At 45.1% G+C, this 24,799-nt stretch carries 18 protein-coding genes; 14 read left to right on the forward strand and 4 right to left on the reverse strand.

What is annotated here, in order from left to right:
* Together COP04_RS04955 and COP04_RS04960 are read right to left on the reverse strand one after the other, a co-directional pair.
* Positions 1 to 1,158, reverse strand: coding sequence for an amidohydrolase (locus tag COP04_RS04955; RefSeq protein ID WP_100486971.1), 1,158 nt, complete (start codon positions 1,156 to 1,158; stop codon positions 1 to 3).
* Positions 1,159 to 1,270: 112 nt separating this feature from the next.
* Positions 1,271 to 2,509, reverse strand: coding sequence for a M20/M25/M40 family metallo-hydrolase (locus tag COP04_RS04960; RefSeq protein ID WP_100486972.1), 1,239 nt, complete (start codon positions 2,507 to 2,509; stop codon positions 1,271 to 1,273).
* A gap of 469 nt (positions 2,510 to 2,978) precedes the next feature.
* Between COP04_RS04960 and COP04_RS04965 the strand changes: the two genes are divergently transcribed.
* From COP04_RS04965 to COP04_RS05030, 14 genes are all read left to right on the forward strand, one after another.
* A complete protein-coding gene (locus COP04_RS04965; RefSeq protein WP_100486973.1) occupies positions 2,979 to 4,196 on the forward strand; it encodes a M20 family metallopeptidase in 1,218 nt (405 codons plus the stop codon).
* A 29-nt stretch (positions 4,197 to 4,225) separates the two neighbouring features.
* Positions 4,226 to 5,251, forward strand: coding sequence for an ABC transporter ATP-binding protein (locus COP04_RS04970; protein ID WP_100486974.1), 1,026 nt, complete (start codon positions 4,226 to 4,228; stop codon positions 5,249 to 5,251).
* Entirely contained in the window at positions 5,248 to 6,237 is a 990-nt protein-coding gene (locus COP04_RS04975) for an ABC transporter ATP-binding protein (protein ID WP_100486975.1), read from the forward strand. The genes COP04_RS04970 and COP04_RS04975 overlap by 4 nt, the downstream gene beginning before the upstream one ends.
* A 28-nt stretch (positions 6,238 to 6,265) precedes the next feature.
* Positions 6,266 to 7,216, forward strand: a complete 951-nt coding sequence (locus COP04_RS04980; protein ID WP_100486976.1) for an ABC transporter permease — start codon at positions 6,266 to 6,268, stop codon at positions 7,214 to 7,216.
* A gap of 20 nt (positions 7,217 to 7,236) precedes the next feature.
* Positions 7,237 to 8,169 carry an oligopeptide ABC transporter permease gene (gene opp4C / locus COP04_RS04985; RefSeq protein ID WP_100486977.1) on the forward strand — a complete coding sequence of 311 codons (933 nt, stop codon included), beginning with the start codon at positions 7,237 to 7,239 and terminating at the stop codon, positions 8,167 to 8,169.
* A 25-nt stretch (positions 8,170 to 8,194) separates the two neighbouring features.
* Positions 8,195 to 9,832 (forward strand): ABC transporter substrate-binding protein, encoded by a 1,638-nt coding sequence (locus COP04_RS04990; RefSeq protein ID WP_100489534.1) that lies wholly within the window; start codon positions 8,195 to 8,197, stop codon positions 9,830 to 9,832.
* A 129-nt stretch (positions 9,833 to 9,961) separates the two neighbouring features.
* The gene (locus COP04_RS04995) at positions 9,962 to 11,338 is read left to right on the forward strand and encodes a M20/M25/M40 family metallo-hydrolase (protein WP_100486978.1); all 1,377 of its coding nucleotides are present in this window, start codon (positions 9,962 to 9,964) and stop codon (positions 11,336 to 11,338) included.
* Between the two features lie 18 nt (positions 11,339 to 11,356).
* Positions 11,357 to 12,781 carry a M20 family metallopeptidase gene (locus tag COP04_RS05000; RefSeq protein ID WP_239984767.1) on the forward strand — a complete coding sequence of 475 codons (1,425 nt, stop codon included), beginning with the start codon at positions 11,357 to 11,359 and terminating at the stop codon, positions 12,779 to 12,781.
* 751 nt (positions 12,782 to 13,532) lie between these two features.
* Positions 13,533 to 15,521, forward strand: a complete 1,989-nt coding sequence (locus COP04_RS05005) for an alpha/beta hydrolase family protein (protein WP_100486979.1) — start codon at positions 13,533 to 13,535, stop codon at positions 15,519 to 15,521.
* A gap of 211 nt (positions 15,522 to 15,732) precedes the next feature.
* Positions 15,733 to 17,352, forward strand: a complete 1,620-nt coding sequence (gene maeA / locus COP04_RS05010) for an NAD-dependent malic enzyme (protein ID WP_100489536.1) — start codon at positions 15,733 to 15,735, stop codon at positions 17,350 to 17,352.
* Positions 17,353 to 17,457: 105 nt separating this feature from the next.
* Entirely contained in the window at positions 17,458 to 18,882 is a 1,425-nt protein-coding gene (locus tag COP04_RS05015) for an anion permease (protein WP_239984768.1), read from the forward strand.
* 248 nt (positions 18,883 to 19,130) lie between these two features.
* The gene (locus COP04_RS05020; protein ID WP_100489538.1) at positions 19,131 to 20,093 is read left to right on the forward strand and encodes a ketopantoate reductase family protein; all 963 of its coding nucleotides are present in this window, start codon (positions 19,131 to 19,133) and stop codon (positions 20,091 to 20,093) included.
* A 223-nt stretch (positions 20,094 to 20,316) separates the two neighbouring features.
* A complete protein-coding gene (locus COP04_RS05025; protein ID WP_100486980.1) occupies positions 20,317 to 22,584 on the forward strand; it encodes a glycoside hydrolase family 15 protein in 2,268 nt (755 codons plus the stop codon).
* Positions 22,585 to 22,838: 254 nt separating this feature from the next.
* A complete protein-coding gene (locus COP04_RS05030) occupies positions 22,839 to 23,093 on the forward strand; it encodes an immunoglobulin-like domain-containing protein (RefSeq protein ID WP_162297078.1) in 255 nt (84 codons plus the stop codon).
* Positions 23,094 to 23,342: 249 nt separating this feature from the next.
* Here the strand turns inward: COP04_RS05030 and COP04_RS05035 are convergent, their stop codons facing one another.
* Together COP04_RS05035 and COP04_RS05040 are read right to left on the reverse strand one after the other, a co-directional pair.
* The gene (locus COP04_RS05035; protein ID WP_157800182.1) at positions 23,343 to 23,936 is read right to left on the reverse strand and encodes a sigma-70 family RNA polymerase sigma factor; all 594 of its coding nucleotides are present in this window, start codon (positions 23,934 to 23,936) and stop codon (positions 23,343 to 23,345) included.
* A gap of 233 nt (positions 23,937 to 24,169) precedes the next feature.
* Positions 24,170 to 24,739: a sigma-70 family RNA polymerase sigma factor gene (locus tag COP04_RS05040; RefSeq protein WP_157800183.1), complete on the reverse strand. Its 570-nt coding sequence runs from the start codon at positions 24,737 to 24,739 to the stop codon at positions 24,170 to 24,172.
* Between the last annotated feature and the right edge of the window lie 60 nt (positions 24,740 to 24,799).

The raw sequence follows: 24,799 nt of genomic DNA on the forward strand, positions 1-24,799 counted from the left end.
TCATTCATTCTTCATTTTTTTCAGCATATCAACTGCCAGATTGGAGAAAAATTTGGCACTGGGAAGAATCGCTTTTTCGTCAATAATCAAATCCGGGTGATGTAATCCTGATGTCCCCGAGACACCCATAAAGAAGAATGCACCCGGAATTTTTTTTAGATATTCAGCAAAATCTTCGCCAGCCGAGGACGGGATTGGAGAAATCACATTTAAGCCGGATTTCTTGGCAGTTTCGACGGCCCAGTCTGCATATTTTTTGTTGTTAATCAATGCGGGTCCCAGTTTTGTGAAATGGAGAGTCCCTTTTGCGCCGAGTGCCTGTGCAACCCCTTCAACAACTCGCTTCATTTTTGCAGGGATACCGTCCCGGACGTGTTCCTGAAATGTACGGACAGTCCCTTCCATTTGCGCTGTCTGGGGAAGCACATTCCATGTATTACCTGCTTCTAGCCGTGTAACACTAATGACAGCATTATTTAAAGGAGAAATATTCCTACTGACGATGGTCTGCAGAGCGGTGATGATGTGAGAAGCGACAACGATTGAGTCGATGCCTTTTTCTGGTGCAGCAGCGTGTGTTCCTGTCCCCTCGACATCAATCACAAATTGATCGACCCCGGCCATTAAAGCGCCGGGCTTGATTCCGATCGTTCCCGTTGGAATATGCGGCATATCGTGCATACCGAATATCGCATTTACATCATCAAGAACACCGGTCTCCATGACTTTCAGTGCACCCCCGCCATTTTCTTCGGCCGGCTGGAAAATAATTTTGACCGTGCCTTCAATTTCATCTTCTCTTTGTTTAAGAAGAAGAGCAGCCCCAAGTATCGATGTTGTGTGAAAGTCATGGCCGCATGCATGCATTTTCCCGGGGACTTTGGAGGCAAAAGGCAGACCGGTTCTTTCCTGAATTGGAAGTGCATCAATATCTGTCCTAAGAGCAATCGTCGGTCCAGGTTTCCTGCCTCTGATAACAGCCAGAACACCGGTTTTCATCGGAAGGTCAAGCATTTCAATGTCTGCTTCGGCAAGCCAACCCTTAAGGGTTTTCGTTGTTTCGTATTCTTCAAACGACAGTTCCGGATATTCATGCAGCTGATGGCGGTAAGTGATCAGCTGCTGTTCCAATCTCGTTTCTTCTGCTGTTTTGACCATATTTGAGGATCTCCCTTGTCAGATTTGTATCGATCGGGCCTAAAGCGGAGTTTGCTATCAATCTTGTTTTGTCACAACAATTGCGCGTACGTTGTTCGACTGAATTCAGTCATTAAAGGATCAATGAATCCGTACTTCCTGATCCAGTCAAAGCCAGCAATGTAATCAAAACAGCCTGTGCACCGAGAAATCCTTTCTCAGGGTTGAAAAATTCGCCAAGTGTGTGCTCCTTGCCGCTGATTCCACCGCCGCTCATTGTAACTGCGGGGATACCTAAGCTGATCGGAACGTTAGCATCTGTGCTCGAAGCTTGCAATCTTGGTGAATAACCGAGAAAATTGACAGCTGCCGCCGCCGCTTGCACGATGGGCTGATTCGGTGCCTGAGTGCCAGCCGGACGCTCTCCGACTTTTTCAAATGAGACTTCAATGGCACTTTCCTTGTGCCAGCGCTTGTTTTCTTCATCAGCAGCTTTTCGGATCAAGCTTAATGCCTGCTTCTCCAGAGCAAGCAGAGAGTCCATGGACACAGACCGCATATCCAGAGACATGACCGCATCTTCAGCGATCGTATTGATTGACGTTCCACCTTTAACCGTCCCAACAGTGAAAGTGGTCACTGGGTTTTCCGGTACGTTCATGTCACTGATGTAAGATATAGCGCGACCAAGTGCGTGAACGGCGCTCGGCGTGCCGAAAGCTGCAAAACTATGCCCCCCGGGGCCTCTGAATCGGACGTGATAACGATGGCTGCCGACAGCTGTACAGGTTAGCGCGGCGGGATTCCCTGGTTCGATTGAGATGAAGCCGCCGATATCATTGTGTGTTCTGAAAAGAGCTTTAACTCCGCGCAGATCGCCAAGACCTTCCTCGCCCACATCCGCTACAAAGAGGATGCTGTGCTGCGGTTTTATCCCGGAACTTCGAATGGCCCGAATAATCGAGAGAAGAACGCCAAGGCCTCGACCATCGTCGGATATTCCTGGAGCGTAGATTGTGCCGCTTTTGATTGTAGCCTTGGTGTCTGTTCCTTCGGGGAAGACCGTATCCAAATGGGCGGCAATAACTATTTTTGGACCCGGCAGCTTTCCATCGTACAGGCCGGTAACATTTCCCTCCTCGTCAATAACGATATCCTTAAGGCCAAGCGCCCGGAAACGTTCAGCAATCCAAGAAGCACGTTTATCCTCCTTGAAAGATGGTGCCGGAATTTCGGTCAGCTGAATCTGTTCGGCTGCAGTATTTTCATTATCCGTTTCAAGAAAGGACATTGCATTTTTTACTTCCGCAAGTTCAGTCAATTTAGTAATCAATTGACTTATTTCGTCTGAAATAATGATTTTATTAGGCATACTATCAACTCCCAAATTTAATCAGGTAACGTGATAAAGTGTGGAGACAAAAACACCATCGGCAGATCCGCTTTTTTATCTCGACCGCCAAGCCGCTATGTACAGGCAATCCCTTCAATATCGGATAATAGTCTAAGAATACACTAGACCGTTTTCTTGAACAATGCTGAAAAGGCAAAAAATGATCAAAATAAAAAAAACTATTGCTAAATTCTAAAAAATTATTATTATAATAATATATTATAAACGAAAATTGAAAATTATTGCTAATAATTTTGAAGAAGAAGGGATTGTGTAAAATCAAGTATTATACGACAAAAATGTGCTATTTATTTTTGGCAGATGCTATTCTATAATAATTTTATAGTTTTTATGAATTCTGAAAATATTGTATTGTTTAATGACTTATAATAATCGGTCAAATAGGGGCTCGATACTTCTTTGAAAATTGTTTCTGGGGGGATCAAGGGTGAGTGAATCATGGAAGGAAGATTTAGAAAACTTATACGATACCATGGTGGAATGGCGGAGATTTCTGCATCAGCACCCCGAGCTGTCCTATCAGGAAAAAGAAACTTCGACGTTTATTTATGAGAAACTCAAAGAATTCGGCATTGATGATATCAAAACACATGTTGGAGGTTTTGGGATCGTTGCAAAGATTCATGGGGCAAAACCAGGAATCACGTTGGCACTTAGAGCGGATTTTGATGCATTGCCGATACAGGAGGAAACGGAAGTGCCTTACAAGTCCAAAGTGCCGGGTGTCATGCATGCCTGTGGACATGACGGACACACAGCAACACTTCTTGGTGTTGCCAGAGTGCTTCAGTCCCATCGCGCAGAATTGTCAGGAGATGTTGTTCTGATTCACCAACCTGCTGAGGAATTTCCCCCGGGAGGCGCGCGTGCCATGATTAAAGACGGTTGTCTCGAGGGAGTCGATGTTATATTCGGAACCCACTTATGGAGCACTGTCCCGTATGGGACGATCGGTTATCGAAAGGGCTATTTTATGGCAGCGGCTGATTATTTCAAAATAAAAATACAGGGCAGAGGCGGCCACGGATCCGCACCGCAACTGTGCGTCGATTCTGTCGTTGTCGCTTCACAAGTAGTCAATCAACTGCAGCTGGTCGTCAGCCGGGAGGTTGACCCGACAAAATCGGCAGTTTTGACCATCGGGAAATTCAATTCAGGTGTCGCACCCAATGTCATTGCGGATACAGCAGTTCTTGAAGGAACAGTCAGAACGTTCAATGAGGATGTACGGAGCAAGATCAAAAGCGAAATGGCCAGCATTATTGAAAATGTCTGCGATGCATTCCATGCGGAGGGCGCACTTGATTACAGAGACGGATATCCTGCGGTCTATAATCACGAAAAAGAATCCGATGTTTTTCAAAAAGTCATGGACGAAGCTTTTGGAAAAAATGTAGCAGTTGAAATCGCACCACAGATGGGCGGAGAAGATTTTTCCAGCTATCTGATAGAGAAACCCGGCATGTTCTGGTTCTCAGGAGCGGGGAATCCCGAGGTTGGTGCCAGTTATCCTCATCACCACCCAAAATTCAATTTTGATGAGCGCGTCATGCTGGTTGCTGGAAAAGCTTTTCTTTCACTGGTTCATGAATACCTTGCTTTGCAGGATTCTCCTGTTCTGAGTGAGAACCTAAAAGAAAGCTGATTAACTAATGCCTGAGGAGGTTAAATGATTTGGCTGGACTGTTAAAGGTGGACAAGATAAAGACCGAGTTCAAAACCGAAAAGGGCACTGTTACTTCTGTTGATGAGGTTAGTTTTGATTTGAAGGAAGGGGAAACGATTTGTCTTGTCGGAGAATCAGGCTGCGGAAAATCTGTTACTTCACTGTCGATCATGCACCTTCTGGATAAAAACGGATCGGTTACACAAGGTTCGATTGTATTCAATGGCAAGGATCTGGTGAACTTGTCGGAGACAGAGATGCGCAAGATCCGCGGGAATGAAATTTCGATGATTTTTCAGGAACCGATGACTTCTTTAAATCCTGTTCTGACGATTGGCGATCAGTTGTCAGAAGGCATTAGGCTCCATATGCGTTACTCCAGGAAAAAGGCCAGAGATTATTCGATTGAAATGCTGAAGAGCGTTGGCATTCCAAGAGCTGAGGCCATCATCGATGAATATCCTCACAAGCTTTCAGGGGGAATGAGACAGCGTGTCATGATTGCGATGGCACTAAGCTGTAAACCAAAACTTCTGATTGCGGATGAACCGACAACGGCGCTTGACGTGACAATACAGGCCCAAATTCTGAAATTAATGAAGGAACTTCGCAAGAATTTTAAAACGTCAATCGTCCTGATTACTCACGATCTCGGCGTAGTCGCGGAAATGGCTGATAAAGTCGCTGTCATGTACGCCGGACAGGTTGTCGAAGAGACAGACGTGTTCACACTGTTTGATAATCCCAAACATCCATATACGCTGGGTCTCATGAAATCAATTCCTCATATTACGAATCCGGATGATATGCGTCTTGAATCCATTCCAGGATCGGTGCCAAGCGCTCACAATATGCCGGAAGGCTGCCGCTTTTATGCGCGTTGTCCCTTTGCAATGGATAAGTGTCTAGGAGAAAAACCGGAATTAAGATCAATTAAAGATAAAAAACTTCATAGTATCAGATGCTTCCTTTACGAGAAAGAAGAAGAAGAATTTGAAAATAAAGAAAAAACCGGAAAGGAAGTGAGCATTTGACGACGCCGGAAACCGGGCTGGAGCAACCATTGTTGCAGGTCAGTCATCTAAAAAAATATTATCCTATTAAGAAAGGGGTCATCTCGCGAACCGTCGGCTACGTTAAGGCTGTGGATGATGTCAGCTTCGACATCTATCCCGGTGAAACGCTTGGACTGGTTGGTGAATCGGGCTGCGGCAAATCAACTACCGGAAGATCACTTGTAAGGCTTGAAAACCCGACAGCCGGGACGGTCTTTTTTCAAGGAAAAGATCTTGCCAACATCTCGAACAAAGAGATGCGAAAGATGCGTACAGATCTGCAGATTATCTTTCAGGACCCTTATTCTTCACTGAACCCGAGAAAACGGATTGGTGATCTGCTGGCGGAGCCCCTGGTTGCACACAAACTGGCGACAAGGGGGGAAGCCGACAAAAAGGTTAACGATATTCTCGAAATTGTAGGCCTGTCAAAACATTATAAGAACCGTTATCCTCATGAGTTTTCAGGCGGGCAGCGACAGAGAATTGGTATTGCACGCGCGCTGATGCTGCATCCTAAGCTGATTATCTGCGACGAACCGGTTTCTGCTCTCGATGTGTCGATACAGGCTCAAGTTCTTAATTTGCTGAAGGATCTGCAAAAAGAATTAAATCTGACTTATGTGTTTATTGCCCATGGTCTTGGTGCGGTGAAATATATCAGTGATCGGATTACAGTGATGTACTTGGGTAAAATCATGGAAATGGCAACCACTAGGGAAATTTTTGAACGTCCACTGCATCCATATACTGAGATTCTGCTCAGTGCGTATCCAGTGCCAAATCCACATATGCGTGATCGCGAACAAATAGTTGTGGAAGGCGATGTTCCCAGCCCAGCTAATCCGCCAAAGGGCTGCGTTTTTCATACACGGTGTCCGTTTGCCAAGGACATTTGCCGGGAAAAGATACCAAAATTGAATGGAAAAGGTCATTTAGTCGCCTGTCATTTTCCACTAGCTTGAATCTCAGAATGGAAGGGAGCGATATCAAGTGTTTCAATACATCGTCCGGAGAATTTTGATCGCCATTCCGGTATTGTTTGGCGTCACCGTTCTTAATTTTTTTATCATCAACATTGCTCCAGGCAACCCTGTTGATATGCTGGTTAACCCTTCAGCGACGCCGGCACAGATTGCAATGGAAAAGCAGTCTCTCGGTCTGGATCAACCCGTTTGGGTGCAGTACATACATTGGCTGGGCGAGCTTCTTCACGGAAATCTGGGCTATTCATACGCAACGCGGGAACCAGTCACTCAGATTCTGGCCGCGCATATTGGGCCGACGGTTCTGTTGATGGGAACTGCGCTGATTATCGGTTATCTGATCGCTATTCCCCTAGGAATCCTTTGTGCGCGAAAGCAGAATTCCTGGGTTGACTATCTAGTTACTGGCTTCTCTTTTTTCGGAATTTCTGTGCCGCACTTTTTCCTGGGTCTTGGTGTGATCTATGTTTTTGCCAGCAAATTTAATATTCTTCCCACCGGAAGTATGAATACGCTTGGCGGGAACGGAGGCATTATTGATACGGTCAGTCACTTGATTCTTCCTGCGTCGGTGCTCGCGATAGGAATCGCCGGCAATATGGTTCGTTATGTCCGCTCGAGCATGCTGGATGTGCTGGGCAAGGATTATCTCAGAACTGCTAAAGCAAAGGGTCTGCGCCAATTCATGATTACAAATAAACACGCCTTAAGGAACGCTTTGATTCCGATCATTACGGTCATTGGTATCGACATCCCGATGCTTATTGGCGGCGCTATCGTTACGGAGCAGGTTTTTCAATGGCCGGGACTTGGGCTGCTGACCATTAACTCGATTACATCGAGGGATTACTCAACTCTAATGGCTATCAATTTGCTGGCGGCGATCGCGGTGCTCCTCTCAAACTTATTGACGGATATTCTATATGCCGTAGCTGATCCTCGGATCAGGTATGAATAAGGAAAGGAGGGGAGAGAAGAATGGCAATGAATTTAAATCCCAATAAAAACATTCCGGAAATTGACCTGGAGAGAAACAGGGAAGCTGTACTTGAAGAACTGGGAAAAGAGGAAAGTTATCTTCATATGATCGCCAGACGTTTCTTCAAACACAAGCTTGCCGTGGCCGGATTGGTTATCTTTTCACTGATTATACTGATCGCATTACTGGCACCGGTCCTTTCTCCTTATGATCCGAATAAGATCTTCAGCGAATTTGAGGCTGCGCCTTCGAGTGCCCATTTGCTTGGAACGGATACAGTAGGGCGCGATGTGCTAAGCCGTATGATTTATGGTTCCCAGGTATCGATAATCGTGGGAATCGGTGCCGTCGCCATTTATGTGGTAATCGGCATTGTGCTCGGTCTGGTTGCTGGTTATTTAGGTGGCTGGGTTGACATGCTGATCATGAGAATAACTGATGTTTTCATGTCATTTCCTTATTTTATGGTCATTTTGGTGCTGGTCAGCATTGTTGGTCCAAGTTTGCTAAATATAACAGCCGTAATCGGTTTTCTCGGATGGCCGGCCATTGCCCGCTTGGTCAGGGGCAGTGTGCTTTCAATAAAAGAAATGGACTACGTAAAGGCAGGTGTTGCGCTCGGCTACTCCACGCCGAAAATATTGTTTCAGCATATTCTTCCGAATGCACTTGCACCTATAGTGGTCAATGCGACGTTTGGCGTTGCATCGGCAATTATCATGGAGGCTTCATTAAGCTTCCTGGGCATGGGGGTTAGGCCCCCCGCAGCCAGTTGGGGAAATATGCTCACCCAGGCCGAATCCATTACAGTGCTTTCATCGCAGCCTTGGCTGTGGATTCCACCAGGCTTGATGATTTTCTTGGCAGTGCTGTCGGCGAATTTTATTGGCGATGGTCTTCGCGATGCTGTGGAATCACAAAATGCAAAATAACAACAAACAGGGATGTGAATTTAACATGAATGTGTCCAAGAGTTCAGCAACAAAACACATTTTGAAGTATTTGCTTTCATCCTTTATGGCTCTGACGCTTGTATTGCTAACGGCATGCGGCAGCGGCTCATCAGGTAGCGGGGGCAGTGGAAAGGATACAATCACGCTGGGTATGGTTAACCCACCAGCGTCTTTTAACCCGATTAACACAAGTGATATTGCCGGTCAGTTTGCAGAACGTGTCATGTTTGACTCGTTTCTTGATATGACTTCTCCTATGAAATTTCAACCGAAGCTCGCAAACTCGATTACGACAACGGATGATCAGACGTATACAATCCATCTGGATCCAAAAGCGAAATGGACGGATGGTAAACCTGTAACCGCAGATGACGTAGTCTTTACGTTTAATTTAATCGCTAATCCGGCTAGTACCGTGGCTGTCGGATCCAATCTTTCGACCCTCGAAGGTTTGGATACAAGTGGAAAATTGGCGAAGGGCCAGACTGCCATTCCTGACCTGAAAAAGATTGATGAACACACGGTTTCCTTCAAAACGAAGGCGCCTGTTGATCCTAATTACATCAAAGAAATGATTGGGACAAAGATTATTACTCTACCTCAGCACGTTCTGAAAAATATAGCGCCTAAGGATCTGGCAAACAGCAAGTATATGCAGGCACCGAACGTTACTGACGGCCCGTATAAATTTGTAACGTATAATAATAATGCTTATATCCAATATAAAGCAAACGATGCTTATTATCTTGGCAAACCGAAGATACCTAAATTCTTTATTAAAATTGAACAGGCATCAAACCTCGTAGCCGACCTGCAGACCGGCGCAATTCAAGCGAACGCTTCTGGCGGCATTGGCGATATACCTTATCAGGATTTGAGCACTGCCAAGGGTCTTAAGAACGTGACAACCACAATTCATAAGCAGATCGGTTTCCAGACGATGCAGTTTAATACAAAGACGCTGCCGAACCCGAAAGTCCGTCAGGCGATAGCCTATGCTATTGATCGGCCGCAGATCGTTAGTAAGCTGCTTAAGGGCCAGGGCGAAATTATAGATGGTCCGTACACATCGCTCAGCCCTTATTTGGACAAGAGCCTGACGAAATATTCTTACGATCCTGCGAAGGCGAAACAATTGTTGAAAGAGGCAGGATGGGATTTTAACAAGACACTGAATTTTGTTGTTCCTATTGGCAACCTTGTACGCCAACAGTCAGGTGACATCATTGTTCAGAATCTTAAAGCAGCCGGCTTGAAAGTTAAGGAAACTACTTATGACTTCCCGACAATCATGCAGAAAGGTGCCGCAGGAGATTTTGATCTGCTGCTGATCGGATTCACATTCAACTTGGATCCTGACGTTTCCGCACTTTATGGCCCAGGCGGAACGTACAACTTTATGAAATATTCCGATCCGGCAGCAACGAAACTTCTTGCTGAAGGTAAGGCTGAACCTAATGCTGCGAAGAGAAAGGTTATTTATAATCAGCTACAGGCAATCTGGGAAAAAGATATGCCAGTTCTGACGCTTTATTCAAATAATGAGATTGTTTCGATCAGCAAGGATCTTTCTTACGGTGGTCCTACTCCTTATTGGCCCGGTACAGTTGCCAACTTCCAGAAATGGGCTTTTAAGAAATAATCACAGGTTGCCATTAATTTAAACGAAATAGGTATGATCACTGAAACAGCTGGTTTTCTTCTTGATCAGCTGTTTCAGCTTTTCTGAAAATTTATTTAGCTGTTTTATTAGTATAGGAGGTTCAGGTACATGGATGATTATGAAAAAAGGAAATTAAAAGATCTTGTCCAGTCAGAAATGGAGCTTTCCTTAAAGACACTTTACGCATATCTCCGACTTCCATCGATCTCGGCGCAGCATTCAGCGATTCCGGAAACGGTAGCATTCGTTTGCGATAAAATTGAATCCTTGGGCGGAGAGACAAAAGTGCTGGATGACCTTGGAGGGAATCCTGTAATCTACGGTTATTTTCCAGCTGGAGAAAAAGAAAATACCGGCAAAACATTACTATTCTACGACCACTATGATGTGCAGCCTCCAGAACCTCTCGATGAATGGCATTCGAAACCATTTGAGCCATATCGGAATGACGGAATTCTTTATGCAAGAGGGACTGCAGACAATAAGGGCTCACTGATACAGCGACTGTCCGCAGTCAAGATTCTTCAACAGGAGGGAGATTTGCCTTGTAACGTCAAGTTTCTGATTGAGGGTGAGGAAGAGATCGGCAGCCCAAGTCTGACACCTTATCTGCGTAAATATAAAGATCTCTTCAAGGCGGATGCCTGCATTTGGGAATTTGGCAGCAAAGATGCTGAAGAACGGGTTAACCTCTATGCCGGAATTAAAGGATCCGCATATTTTGAGTTGTCAGTAAAAAGCGCGGCTATCGACATCCATTCATCACTGGCGGCGTGTATAGACAATCCTGCCTGGAGGCTTGTTCAAGCTTTGTCAAGTATGAAAAATCAGAATAATGATATTTTGGTAGAAGGCTTTTTCGATGAAATCGAGGAACCCGGCGAAGATTTAAAAAAAATAGTTCACCATCTTCCGTTTGACAAAGCATCTTACGAGAAACTATTCGGACTAAAGCGGCCACTGATCACGGAAGCGCGCGGTGAGGATCCACGTGATGCACTGATGCTTTATCCGACAATGACGATTTGCGGCGTGGTCAGCGGTTATACCGGAGCAGGCGCTAAAACAGTCCTGCCTAAAGAGGCTAGAGCAAAACTGGATTGCCGTATGGTGCCCGGCCAGACCGGCGAATATTTATATAAATGTATCAAACGCCACCTTGAGCGCCATGGATTTTCGGATGTTAAGGTTGAGCTCACTGAGTCTCAAAATGCTTTTCGTTCAGATATCAGTGATCCTTTTGTACAGCTTGTGAAGACGACTGCAGAAGAAGCCTATCAAACGGGCACAGTTCTCTACCCAAATTCAGCAGGAACCGGCCCGATGTATCTGTTCAATGAATGTCTACACTTGCCGATTGTCAGTACAGGTGTTGGCTGGGCAGATTCCAAGGCCCATGCCCCAAATGAATCGATCAGAATTAAAGATTATGTAGACGGAACACTGCACATGGTTTATTTGTTGAAAGAATTTGCGGAAACCTGACAGGCAGGGGGATGAACGATGGTGGCTGATATCATGGGAGAAGTGAACGGTTTAATTGAAGGACAGGCAAAGCTGTTCGGTAGTTTAAGCGAACAAATTTGGTCCTATGCTGAATTGAGCTTCGCAGAACAAAAATCTATGGATCTTTTAATCAAAACATTTGAGAAGAAAGGTTTTTCGATAGAACGTGGTCTCGCAGGATTAAAGACATCCTTTATTGCCAGCTTTGGATCGGGCAAACCTGTTATTGCCATTCTGGGCGAATATGACGCACTGGCAGGATTGAGTCAGAAGAAGAACAGCACCATTCATGATCCGGTTACACCGAATGGCAGCGGCCATGGTTGTGGTCACAATCTCCTGGGTGTTGGTTCTCTTGCGGCTGCTTTTGCTGTAAAGGATTATCTCGTGCAGCATCATTTAGCGGGAACGGTACGCTTCTACGGCTGTCCTGCTGAGGAACGTGGAAACGGTAAGGCCTATATGGCGCGTGAGGGCTGTTTCGAAGATATAGATGCTGCCTTCTCCTGGCATCCGGGGTCAATCAATGTGGTCCAGCAATCCTCATCAAATGCTGTAATCGAGGCACGCTTTTCTTTTGATGGCGTTAGTGCCCATGCGGCCGCATTGCCTGAATTAGGCAGAAGCGCGCTCGACGCCATTGAACTCATGAATGTGGGCGTCAATTATTTGAGAGAGCACATGCCGGACAAAGCGAGGGTTCACTATGCAGTAACCAATACCGGTGGCAGCTCACCCAACGTTGTACAGTCCCATGCTGAAGAACTTTATCTTGTCCGATCACCTAAACCCAACGATGTGCGGACATTGTTTGAACGTGTGGTTAATGTGGCACGTGGGGCGGCCCTAATGACAGAAACAAAAATGTCCTACAAAATTGAAGGCGGATGCCACAATCTGATCCCCAACACAGCACTTCATCAAGTGATGCTTGGATACATGAAAAAAATCGGTTTTCCGGAAATTAGCGGAAAAGATCTTGACTTTGTCAGAGCTATATATCATTCGCTGGGTGAAAATGAGAAAAAATACGCACTTAGCCACCTTGATCCGGGGCAAAGAGCTGCTGTTTCTGAAAAACCAATTGAGGATTGGATCATGCCCCTTCCGGAAAAGGATGTATTTATGGAAGGGTCAACCGATGTCTCGGATGTCAGCTGGAATGTGCCGACTGCACAATGCATGACAGCGACATGGGCGTTCGGAACGGTCCCTCATACGTGGCAGGTTGTCGCCCAGGGCACTCATCCGTATGCACTAAACGCTGCGCTTTTCGCCGGGAAAGCTATAGCCTGCACGGCGATCCAAACGATGACAGACAGCGAATTATTGACGAAAGCGAAACAAGAGTTTAAAGAGCGTCTTTCAGGACAAGCCTATGACTGCCTGATTCCTGAGGACATCAAACCCCCGGAAAAGTAACACACTTTTTTAGGGTGAAAAGCGAACTGAGTCATTGAATGATCAGTATATTGATCATATTCTTAAAAAATTGGCTATGTTAAATTTCAATATTGGTTTCGCCACTCCGTTGATTGGAGCGGAAGGTGCGTGGGCTCCCGCGGAAAGCGAACACATGGAACGAAAATCAACAGATTAGTTTAACAAAACTCAAGAATTAAAAGGGTATCATTCACTGCAACTGTGGGTAAATGATACTCTTTTTCAAAACGCACGGATCAATTATGGATCAATGATTCCGGCTATTTCAGATTTATTGTTCAGTAAAGCACAGGCCTTTCTTATCGACTCATTGCCTGCAGAAACTGGCAATATATTTTTTGAACACGCTCAAAATTAGTTAAACGATAAAACTCGTTCGGAGCATGGGCCATCTCATCATCCATTGCTGCACCGAGCGTCAGCGTCTCCGCGCCAAGAAAACTTTTGAAAAGACTTGTCACAGGTACCGAACGGATCCGAAAATTGTTGCTTGACAGAATGGCTGTAGCTATTCAAGCATCTCCTTAAGGATCAGTAATTCAGGATAATCCTGCGATATTTTACAATTCTGAATGGACGTTTAAAAAAGGAACATTAAATTTTATTGATTCCCAGTTAACTCGTATAATCAATGGACAATTTTTCCTGAATCCTGTTGAAAAGAAAAGACTCATTCATTTTACTATTAATAAAGTTCACAGTAGCAAGAAAATTAAGGGAGGAAAGAAACATGACAAAACGATTAATTTCAATTGATGATCTGAATAAATTTACATTCACAGGTTCGCCGACATTATCGCCAGACAATAATAGTGCTGTGTATGTTGTGACACGCGTGGATAATAAAAATAACGATTATGTTTCCTCGCTCTATTTTGTCGACGGATCGTCAGAGCCAAGACAGCTGACTTATGATCGCCCTGGTGACAGATCGATCAAAAATCATCGGCCATGCTTCTCTAAGGATGGGCATAAAATATATTTTCTCTCTAATCGCACCGGAAAAAGCCAGGTTTGGTTGCTTTCTCTGGATGGAGGGGACTCTCGGGTTCTGACTGATTTTAAAGAGGATGTTTCTGATTTTGTCCTGTCTCCGGATGAATCTATGCTTGTTTGTCAGACTCCAATCGAGGAGGAAAAGCAGATTGAAAACGATGACGTCACAGTGGTCAATCGGCTTCGCTATTTGGCAAACGGGCGGGGTATTATCTCGTCCAATGAGGGACTTGTTCTTTATCATATTCAGAATCGGCAGAAAATCCTGCTGACAGATAAGGCGCGTAACGCATTCAACCCAGCTTTTTCCCCCGATGGAAAAAAGCTGTTTTTTTGCCAAAGCAAGGCTGAGCCAGACAAAACAGACTATCTTTGTGACATTTACGTTTACGATTTTTTAACGAATCAAACATCTCTTTTCTATAAAGCAAAAGGGGGTATTTTTGACATACAGGTTTCGCCTGATGGACATCTGATTGCTTTTGCAGGAAAAGAGGATGGTGAATGCAGCCCCGGGAACATTGCGATCTGGCTTGTGCCGGATACAGGTGGACAAGTCAGAAATTTGACTGAAAATGAGCAGCAATCACTTGGAAATTATGTTGGTACAGATGCTCGTTTTGATGAAGGATGCCCGGTTTTTCTTTGGAATGAGAATGGACAATCACTCATTTATCTCGTCCAGAATGGCCCTGTTTCCGGTTTAAAATGTATTGATCTTGATGGCAATGCGTCTCTTTTACATATGGAAGAAAACGAAGTGATCACTTCGTTTGATGCTAAGAAAGGGATGATCGCCGCCGTTATTTCCGCCCCTTCATCGACGGGTGATCTCTATTTCATCGGAAATGATGGAACTGCGGAACAAGTGAGTGATCACAACCGTAAACTCTTCGATGAGTTTGATCTGGCAGAACCTGTTCCTTTTACCTTTAAAGGAGCAGATGACTGGGATATAGATGGCTGGGTTATGTTTCCGCCCAAGTCTGTAAAAACTGAAGATAAAATACCTGTCGTTCTTGAAATCCATGGCGGTCCGGCATCCGCGTATGGTTATTCCTTCAATCACGAATTTCAATGTCTGGCTGCTGAAGGTTATGCTGTTGTTTTTACAAACCCGCGTGGCAGCCGAGGATATGGTGTTGCATTTTGTGGTGCCTGCTACAACGACTGGGGACGGAAAGATAAAGAAGATATTCTTAGAGGGCTTGATTATGTGCTCGATCATTACCTGGTCTGTGACCGGTCACGTCAATTTGTGACTGGGGGCAGTTATGGTGGCTTTATGACAAATACAATTGTCGGTACGACAGATCGTTTTTCTGCTGCCGTCACTCAGCGATCCATTTGCAATCTTTATAGTTTTTTTGGGACGAGCGATATTGGTTATTATTTTCTGAAACGATATTTTAACGGTGCAGATCTGTGGACTGACGAAGAAAAATTGATGAGCTTCTCACCTATTCGAAATGCTCCGAGAGTGACTACGCCTATATGCGTTATTCATAGTGAAGAAGATCACCGCTGCCCGATTGAACAGGCGGAACAATGGTACATGGCACTTCGCCGATTAGGGGTTGAGACGCGTTTTGTACGTATTAAAGGAGAAAATCATGAATTGTCAAGAAGCGGCCGCCCGAAAAACCGTTTAGCCCGACTTCATGAGATTATTGCTTGGTTTAATAAATATAATTCCACTTTTGCATCTCATGTTGATAGATAGGCATTACTGTGATTACGTAAACTCGTAGTTAACAGGGTTTAGCATTCCTATTTTTATTCCATTATCTCCCCCTCAAATGAAAAATTTTTCGCTGTGGACCGGCAGTAAATAAATTCTTTTATAGGGAACTAAAAAATATTTTTTATAAAATTGAAGTAAGGGTACCCTATTTTTATATAGAAACTTTGGTTACGGAGGGAATAAGTTGGACGTGACTCCAAATGAACTGATCAGCGATCCCTTGAAAAACAAGGGGACTGCTTTTACACAGGAAGAAAGGGACAAATTTGGGCTGAACGGTTTAATTCCGCCTGTGAAACAAACGATTGAAGAGCAGGCGAAACGTGTTTATCAGCATTATCAGTCTAAACCGGATAATCTGGAAAAAAGGCTGTTCCTAATGGATGTCTACGCGATCAATCGGACACTGTTTTATTATCTGATGGGAGAACACTTAGTTGAATTTATGCCGATTGTCTATGATCCAACGGTTGCCGAGTCGATTGAAAAATATAGTGATTTATATTTATCAGCCGACGCGGTTTATCTATCGATTGATGATCCGGATGATATCGGCAGAGCTCTGAAGCATTTCGCTGACGGTCGAATGATCCGGCTGATTGCTGTTACAGATGGGGAAGGGATCCTGGGTATTGGTGACTGGGGACTGAATGGCGGTGAAATTGCGACCGGGAAGCTTGCAGTTTACACAGCTGCGGCTGGTATCAATCCGGAACAGGTTATTCCGGTGGTTCTTGATGTAGGTACAAATAATCCAAAACTGCTTGATAATCCAAACTATCTTGGGAACCGTCACAAACGGATTTACGGGAAACTGTATGATCAGTTCATTGACCGCTTTGTTCAGGAAGTGGCACGACTTTTTCCGGATGCTTTGCTTCACTGGGAAGATTTTGGACGGTCAAATGCGGCAAATATTCTCGAGAAATATCAGGACAAGCTTTGCACATTTAATGACGATATTCAGGGTACTGGTGTTGTGATTCTTGCTGCATTGAATGGAAGCATGCGGATTTCCCAGTTGTCGATGCAGGATCAAAAGATCATCGTCTTTGGTGCGGGGACAGCGGGTTGCGGGATTGCTGATCAGATTGCCGAAGCAATGGTGCGTGATGGCCATATGGCTCCGGAAGAAGCGAAAATGCACTTCTATTTAATTGACCGGCAGGGACTCATTCTTGATAATATGGCCGACCTGACAGAAGGGCAGAGAAAATACGCACGCCCCTCTGAAAAATTTGATCATCTGAGCATGCAAACGCTCATCGATGTGGTGAAACAAGTGCACCCAACTGTATTGATCGGCACATCGACAGCACCTGGCGCTTTCACAGAAGAGGTTGTGAAAGAAATGTCCGCACATACGGAACGACCGGCCATTTTCCCGATTTCCAACCCAACCAAGCTGGTGGAAGCGAAGGCGGCGGATGTGATTAAGTGGTCTGACGGCAAGGCACTTGTCTGCACAGGTATTCCATCTGATCCGGTGGAATGGAACGGGGTAACGTATAAGATCGGGCAGGGGAACAACGCATTGGTGTATCCGGGCATTGGTTTCGGAGCAATTGTCGCCCATGCTAAAGTGGTGAATAAAAACATGTTGATTGCCGCGGCAAAAGCAGTCGGTGATATCATTGACTATACCCGGCCAGGTGCACCGATCCTTCCTGAAGTCGGGCTGCTGAAAGAAATATCCCGCAAAGTCGCAATTGCGGTCGTCACACAGGCAGTGAAGGATCACGTCAACAGAGTGGATATTGAGGATCCGGAACAAGCTGTAGATCAGTGTATTTGGAAAGCCCGGTACTGAGGAAAAATATTTTTAAACCAATAATTCAAAATTAGTACATTAAATATTCGTCCAATGGGCTTCGTACCAGACGACTTTACCGTTTTAATGAAGGGACTTTGTTTCATGACCGAAAAAATAAAGAAAGGCGCTATGCCGGAGATGAGATTCCTGATCCCGGTTCTCATAGTGATCGTGATCTGGGTATTTCCGCATCCCGCTGCGATCCATATTTTAGCATGGCATATGCTGGCTCTTTTTGTTGCAACTATTGTCGCTTTTATTCTTAAACCGATGCCGATCGGTGCGATTGCCATTATTGCGCTGACGATGACACTTGTCACTAAGACGGTGCCAACGGATGTTGCTCTGGCAAGCTTCGGTGATCCGACGATCTGGTTGATTGTTATGGCTTTTTTCATTTCAAGAGGATTTATCAAGACCGGATTTGGCTCGCGGATTGCTTACTTATTTGTCCGGCTCTTCGGAAGAAAGACACTTGGATTAAGTTACGCCTTACTTGCCTGCGATTTAATTCTTTCTCCGGCGACGCCAAGCAATACTGCCAGAGCAGGGGGAATCCTTTATCCGATTATTCAATCTCTGGCGGACTCTTTCGGCTCAAAAGCCTCAGATCATACGCAAAGGAAGATGGGGTCCTTTCTCATCTACAGTGCTTTTCAGGGAAATCTGATTACTTCCGCAATGTTCATAACCGCAATGGCGGCGAATCCACTGGCAACAACATTGGCAGCAAGTATGGGGGTCCATATCTCATGGATGGGATGGTTGATGGCTTCTCTGGTTCCAGGTTTAATCAGCCTGATTACTGTTCCTTGGCTGATTTACCGGCTTTATCCGCCTGAAATCAAGGAATCTCCTGATGCCGTTCAGTTCGCTGAGACGAAACTGCAGAAAATGGGACCACTCTCAAAATCGGAGAAGAGCATGCTTTTTTGTTTTATTGTGATCCTGATTCTCTGGATAACCGGCAGCTTGATCGGTGTCGACGCAACAGTTACAGCGTTAATTGGTTTGTCACTTTTGCTGTTGCTCCACGTCCTGAACTGGGAAGATGTAAGGAGTGAAAAGGGAGCATGGAACACTCTGATTTGGTTCGCTGTTCTCATTATGATGGCTGACGAGTTGAATAAGATGGGTCTCATTCCCTGGTTCAGTCAGTTCATGGTTCACGTGGTTCATGGCTTATCGTGGCCGCTCGTTCTGCTCATCCTCGTTCTGGTTTACTTTTACAGCCATTACCTGTTTGCCAGCGCAACGGCTCACGTCAGTGCAATGTATGGCGCATTTCTCGGAGTTGCGATTGCGTCTGGAGTTCCGGCGATGCTGGCTGCACTCGTTTTTGGCTTTATGAGCAATCTGATGGGCTCGACTTCCCATTACGGTATGGGTCCTGCGCCGATTCTCTTTGGTTCCGGCTATGTCTCGCAGGGAAAATGGTGGTCTCTGAATTTAGTTCTTTCGATTGTATACATGATTATCTGGCTTGGAATTGGCGGATTCTACTGGCATCTCATTGGAATTTTTTAATGGAGAGCTGATCTTTTTGAATCAGTGCATGCTCGATGAAAAGGATAACTCACCATGGATCGTTGATTAATCTATGGACGGGGTTGCCCTAATCCCACAGCAGGTACGAAAATGACCCGCTTTTTTTAATCGCATTCATCAAGAAGGATCAGCGGCTTTCGCACAAAATGGCAGATAAATTTGCATGTTGTAAAATAAAGGTCTATTTTTGAATGAAAGAGATTGCAAACAGAGAGGATGGAAGCCATATGAAAATTGCGGTCATCGGTGCCGGAGCTATGGGATTGCGCTACGGTGTGCTGCTTCAGGAAACGGGAAATGATGTTGATTTTGTTGAACCATGGGAGCCGAGTTATCGTGCAATCAGGGAGCAGGGCGGCGCCTACGTTTCGAGAGATTACAAGAACCAGCATCTTGTGCCGATAAATGTCTATCTGCCGTCAGAGTATCATCAGACGCCGGATCTGGCCATTTTATTTGTCAAACAGATGCAGTCGGAAGAAGCGATGGAGGCCTGCAGCCATTTTATTGGCAAGAATACATATGTGCTGACAAATCAGAATGGAATTGGATCGGTCGATATCATAAAAAAGTATGTGCCGGATGAGCATATTATTGCTGGTATCGCACTGATTGCGACCGTGCTTGATGCGCCTGGAAAAGTCGATTTCATGGGAGCAAAGGGGGCAGGGCACACTCATCTGGCCAACGTGACGGAAAAGCCGGATGCGTTCACGCGCCGGGTTGTTGAGGAATTTGAGAAAGCCGGTATGAATCCGACACTGCATACCAACTATATGGGCACGCTATGGGGAAAGTTATTGATGAATTCAGTGATTAATACGCTTTGCACGCTCATGGATATCACGATGGGTGAGTACGTTGCCTACTCCGGGGCTGCCGATTTAACACGGCGGCTGATTGATGAGGGCTATGCGGCAGGTCTCGCGGATGGTGTTCGATTCATGCAGAGTCGTGAAGAAATGGCGGATATCATCTTTCATGAAAGCTCACAGGTCAATCCGCTCCACCATCCGTCCATGTATCAGGATATGGTCAATAACCGGCCTACCGAAGTGGATTATATCAACGGTTATATCGTTAAGGTAGCAAAAAAGCATCACTTGAAGGCAGAAAGCCATGAGATGCTTGTTGAACTGCTTCATTTGGCTGAACAGGTGAAGCGGCTTAAAGCAGGGGAAAGCAAATAGTTTTTAAGGGCACATATTTCACATGTGTGTAGTTGCTTTTGCACACATCTATGAACTCTTCTCTCTTTTTACCTGACTAAATAACCATTTTTTGTTCCTATTTTTCTATTATAAGACTGAATGATTAGTAGGAAAGTAATGGGAAATGTGCAAAAAATTGTGCAAAATTCTGGCACATAATTTGCAGGTAGAGTCATGAATAAAAGAGGGAAGGGGATATTTGATGAATTTATTAAGAAGAAAATCAAAGCAGATTTTTATTATTCTATTGTCTCTGATTGTTTGCACGGCGCTGGCAGGAATTCGTCCGCTGAAGGTAAGTGCAGACAGCGGCAGTGCGGCTGCGCCTGTGTATACGGGTCACAATTCCTGGAGTCAGTTGACGACATCCAATGGTCTTGCGGCAGCCATTTATTCCGCGGCACAAGGGAAACTGATTCGTTTTCAAAGGCATATTTACAGCCATGTTGATGCGAACAGTACCACACCGAACTTTATGTGGGATTCCTATTTTGGCTATGGTATTGATGGAGGCAAAGCGACCTGGCTGAATAATGTTGCCGTTGACTCGGCTAAATATGTAAACGGTACCAATATTATTAATGCCGTTCAGAACGATAACGGTCTGCAGTTCGACAGTTATTATTTCACACCTTTTTCAGGAAAGAATCAGCATCAATCCAGCTTATTGGTTTTGCTGATGAAAGTAACCAATAACAGCGGCACCGATAAAAAAGTATCTGTATTTTCATCAGAAAATCTTCATCTGGGAACGGACTATGGAACTACAGATGAGCAGACTGCCTACAACGCGAATAATGATTATTTGAAGGAATTCAACGGAAAAAACGGGAGTATTGCCATTTATAAAAATCTGAATCTTTCCAATGAACACCATGAAACGGGAATATCAGGCAGCGGGACGGGCAATAATCCCTGGTATGATGCTGCAAACAACGGAAAACTTGACGATCATGTGGTAAGCGAAGGAAATGATATTTCCGCAGGGTTTGAAAATCGGACGAATGAACTGGCGGCCGGCCAGTCAAAATGGTACGGGGTCATTATCGGCCTGAACGAAGACAGAAACGAAAGCAATTTAAGCGACGATGTACTGTCACTTGCGAACACAGCGTTGAGCAGCCCCGAGGCACTTCTGACTCAGGAAAAAGACTGGTGGGCCAACTGGCACAGCAAAGAAAAAATGCCCGCCGGCCTCTCTGAACAGGAACAGCAGGTTTACAGACAGTCAACAGCCGTACTGAAAATGTCTCAGAGCAGAGAATCCGGATCGAGCTATGGGCAGGTTCTCGCCAGCCTGATACCTGGGGAATGGAGTATCGCCTGGGCGCGCGACGGAAATTATTCCATTCAGGCGCTTATTGAATCGGGACATTATCAAGAGGCAAGAGATGCTTTGAAGTTCATGTTTGATGCCAAAATGAGACAGGCTGAAGATGGTTCGGGAGAGAATTATTATCAGAAAAATTTCATTGAAAGTACGGATACAAGCCCCCCAACTTATGGACTGGGTGTCCATTTGAGCAGCAACTATCTGATCTCAGTCTGCCGCTACTTTGGGAATGGAACAGAAGAATCCGACTGGAACAATAACGGTCCAAATATTGAATTTGACGGCTGGGGCCTGTTCCTTTGGAGTGTTGACCAATATGTCAGAGCAACCGGTGATACCGGTTTTCTGGCAGATAATAATAAGAACTACTGGAACAAGCTGACTAAGCAGGATGCGGATCTGTTGATTGAGCTGATCGATCCTGCGAATGGACTGATCCAGCCGGATTCCTCTATTTGGGAAGAGCACTGGACGCCATTTAATGTTCTTGGCACAGCACCGTCACGGCAGCAATTTGCCTATACGGATATTACGGCTTATCAGGGACTGAAATCTGCGGCAGATCTTGCTAAATTGATGGGCGATGAACGATCTGAGAACAAGTACAGTGATGCTGCAGCGTCGATCAAGGATGCGGTGCTGAATCATCTCGTCGTTCATTCTGACGGATACCGAACGATTGCATCATCTCTCGAGAGAAAGAACGACCCTTCACACTATAATGATGGTTCAACAGTAGAAGCCATCAATTTCGGGCTAGTTAATCCACGATCCAACCTGGCTTCTGGCATGATCCAGGCTTTTAATCAGAACCTGCATATTACAACGGGCAGTACGCCTGGTTTCAAACGCGATCAGGATGGGGATCTATACGATTCGAGAGAATGGGGTTTCATTGATTTGAGAATTGCCGGTGCACTGTCGAAGATGGGCAGAGACGGCGAAGCCAAGACACTTCTCGACTGGATGACCAGCCAGGCATCAGCAAATTACAATCTGATACCGGAACTGCTTGACTATAATACCCAAGATTACGCTGGCTCGGTACCGATGGGAGGATTTGGCTCTGGATCGTACATTCTGGGCATTAACGATTATTACAATCAGCAGAAAAGCGGCAATGAAAGGCAGCAATAAGCGCAGTGGAACAGGTAGAGTCCAACCTGTCTCAGACCGATGTAGCTATAGCCCGTCCATTGGTTGGCAAACTGAAAAATAAAGCTCTGAAAAAAAGTTGACGAAGCGCCTGGATGCCATTCAGAAATCCCTCGCTTCAAAAAGCAGGAAGGGCTGAATTAAGCAGTATGCAAAAAACGATCTGTCGCAAATAAAGCGGAGCAGATCGTTTTTTTTGTACACTTTTTTAATGGATGACGAATGCTAATAACAAATTGGGCAACAATCCGACAATTACCGGCCCGAATGAGATACAGATTAATTATGGATCTGCCTTCAACGCACTTGACGGTATTGCGGCAAGTGATCCGAAAGATGGCGATCTGGCATTGGCTATCACCGTTTCGGGTGACACGGTCAACACGAGAAAACCTGGCACATATAAGATCGGGTATTTGGTTGCCAATCAGGCCTGCGTTACGGCTCAACACGGAACAACGGTTCGAGTAGGTCGGTGTGACAATAAATAATCCGGGTCAGGATTAATATGAATTCCCCGGTTACTAATCGGCAGCCGGATAGATCACCGTGAATTTCTGTGATCCGAATATTAATTTTACCGTTACGAGAATCACTGATCTGTATTTAGCCAGGACAATAAGCATTTGTCAATCCGTATCAACACCCGTCAAATACAAGTTGGCGAGTGAAGAGCAGCGTCCTGTTCGGTTAGAAATTCGGAACAAAAAGATAACCACATTTTTCAAATGAAAATATTCTTATTGATTTTTCATCAATGAATCCTTCAAAGGCAGCAGCTTTTTCCGCAGACTTTTTTTCCATGAGCGTACAGTATGTTCTGAGACGTGGGCGAATTCAGCAACCTGGCAGGTTTCCCAATCTTTAAAAAGAATCAATTGCAAGTATAGGCGTTCGCGGGGACTGAGAAGAAACAGATAGCTTGCTAAAAGGGCATGCAGCTGTTTACTTATGGGTGTTTGCGGGATAAATGGAATCTCAGGAGCGGAGTTCAAGGGGTTCAGGGTTTCGCGGCATTTATGGCGATGAAGCTTCCTGAGGTAGTCCGAGAGCCGGCCTTTCACCGTTCGGTCGGCGAAGGCAATGAAGACATTTTCGGGGTGCTTTCCTGGATCGACTTTATCCGGATCGAAAAGAAGGTTGGCATCCCAGAAAGCAATTCGTGCAATCTGCATCAGGTCATCCCGGTCAGCAGCGCCGCGGAGATGGCATGCGTAGCTAGCATAATAACTATGGACCGCTTTGATAATTTTAGGTTCATATTTTCTAAGCAATCGTTCAAAGGCAATTTCAGGAGATTCGGCGGGTACGGCGAATAGATCAGTGAATGGCAAGATCGGGGCTCCTTTCGGGGATCGTGTTTTTTTGAATAGAGAAAAAATGTGGGGAGAATGTTGACAGAGGGAAAATGGAACTGAACGATTCTTTCATATTGTATATAGTCAATGGGTGTTGAAAACGGTGAGTAAAAGTTTTGCTTTTTTTACATTGTAGGAGTTTGATCTGTGAGTTAAAAAAAAACGGGCGTCTGCTTGTTATTCCAGACGTCCATTTAAGATGGATCGTTTTATAAAGTTAGGGCCAGGTATCTTATTTTGGATATGAGCTGCTTTTTCCAGAGGTATACGGTGCCGGGACAAACACCGTGGATTTCGGAAATTTCCCGGATAGAATACCCATGAAGGATATGTAATCGGTAGAAACTATATTCAGTATGGGACAGGGTGAAACGGATCATCGACCGGGTCAGCTGTGCAGAAATAGGTACGGAATGGACGATGTGGTCAAAATGTTCGTGACTGTCAATGAGTCTGTTGGCGGCTGCATGTTTTTGGTGGTTTTGAATATACCTCCTGAGGCTTCGCTGGACAGTCCGTTTCAAGTAGCATTGAAAAACAGATTCAGCAGTACGGCCGGAGGATACTTTACTAACATCAAATGATTGATCTGCGTGCCATATGGCAACCACACCCTCCTGAATCATGTCTTTCCAATCGAAGTTTTGAAGCGACAGTGAACTGTTATTGAGCGCTTTTCTGGCCAGTGAATAGATCAGCGGGCGATACTTTTCATGCAAAACTTCAAAAGTCTGTTCTTTTGAACCACAGTTCTTTGCAAACAAATCCGAATACGACACTGTCATTTCCCTCTCGTTTTAGATTTGGTCAAGCCATTCGTAAAGCATGCGGGGTGAAGT

The organism is Sporolactobacillus pectinivorans (genome assembly GCF_002802965.1).
In the GTDB taxonomy this organism is placed as follows: Bacteria; Bacillota; Bacilli; order Bacillales; family Sporolactobacillaceae; genus Sporolactobacillus; species Sporolactobacillus pectinivorans.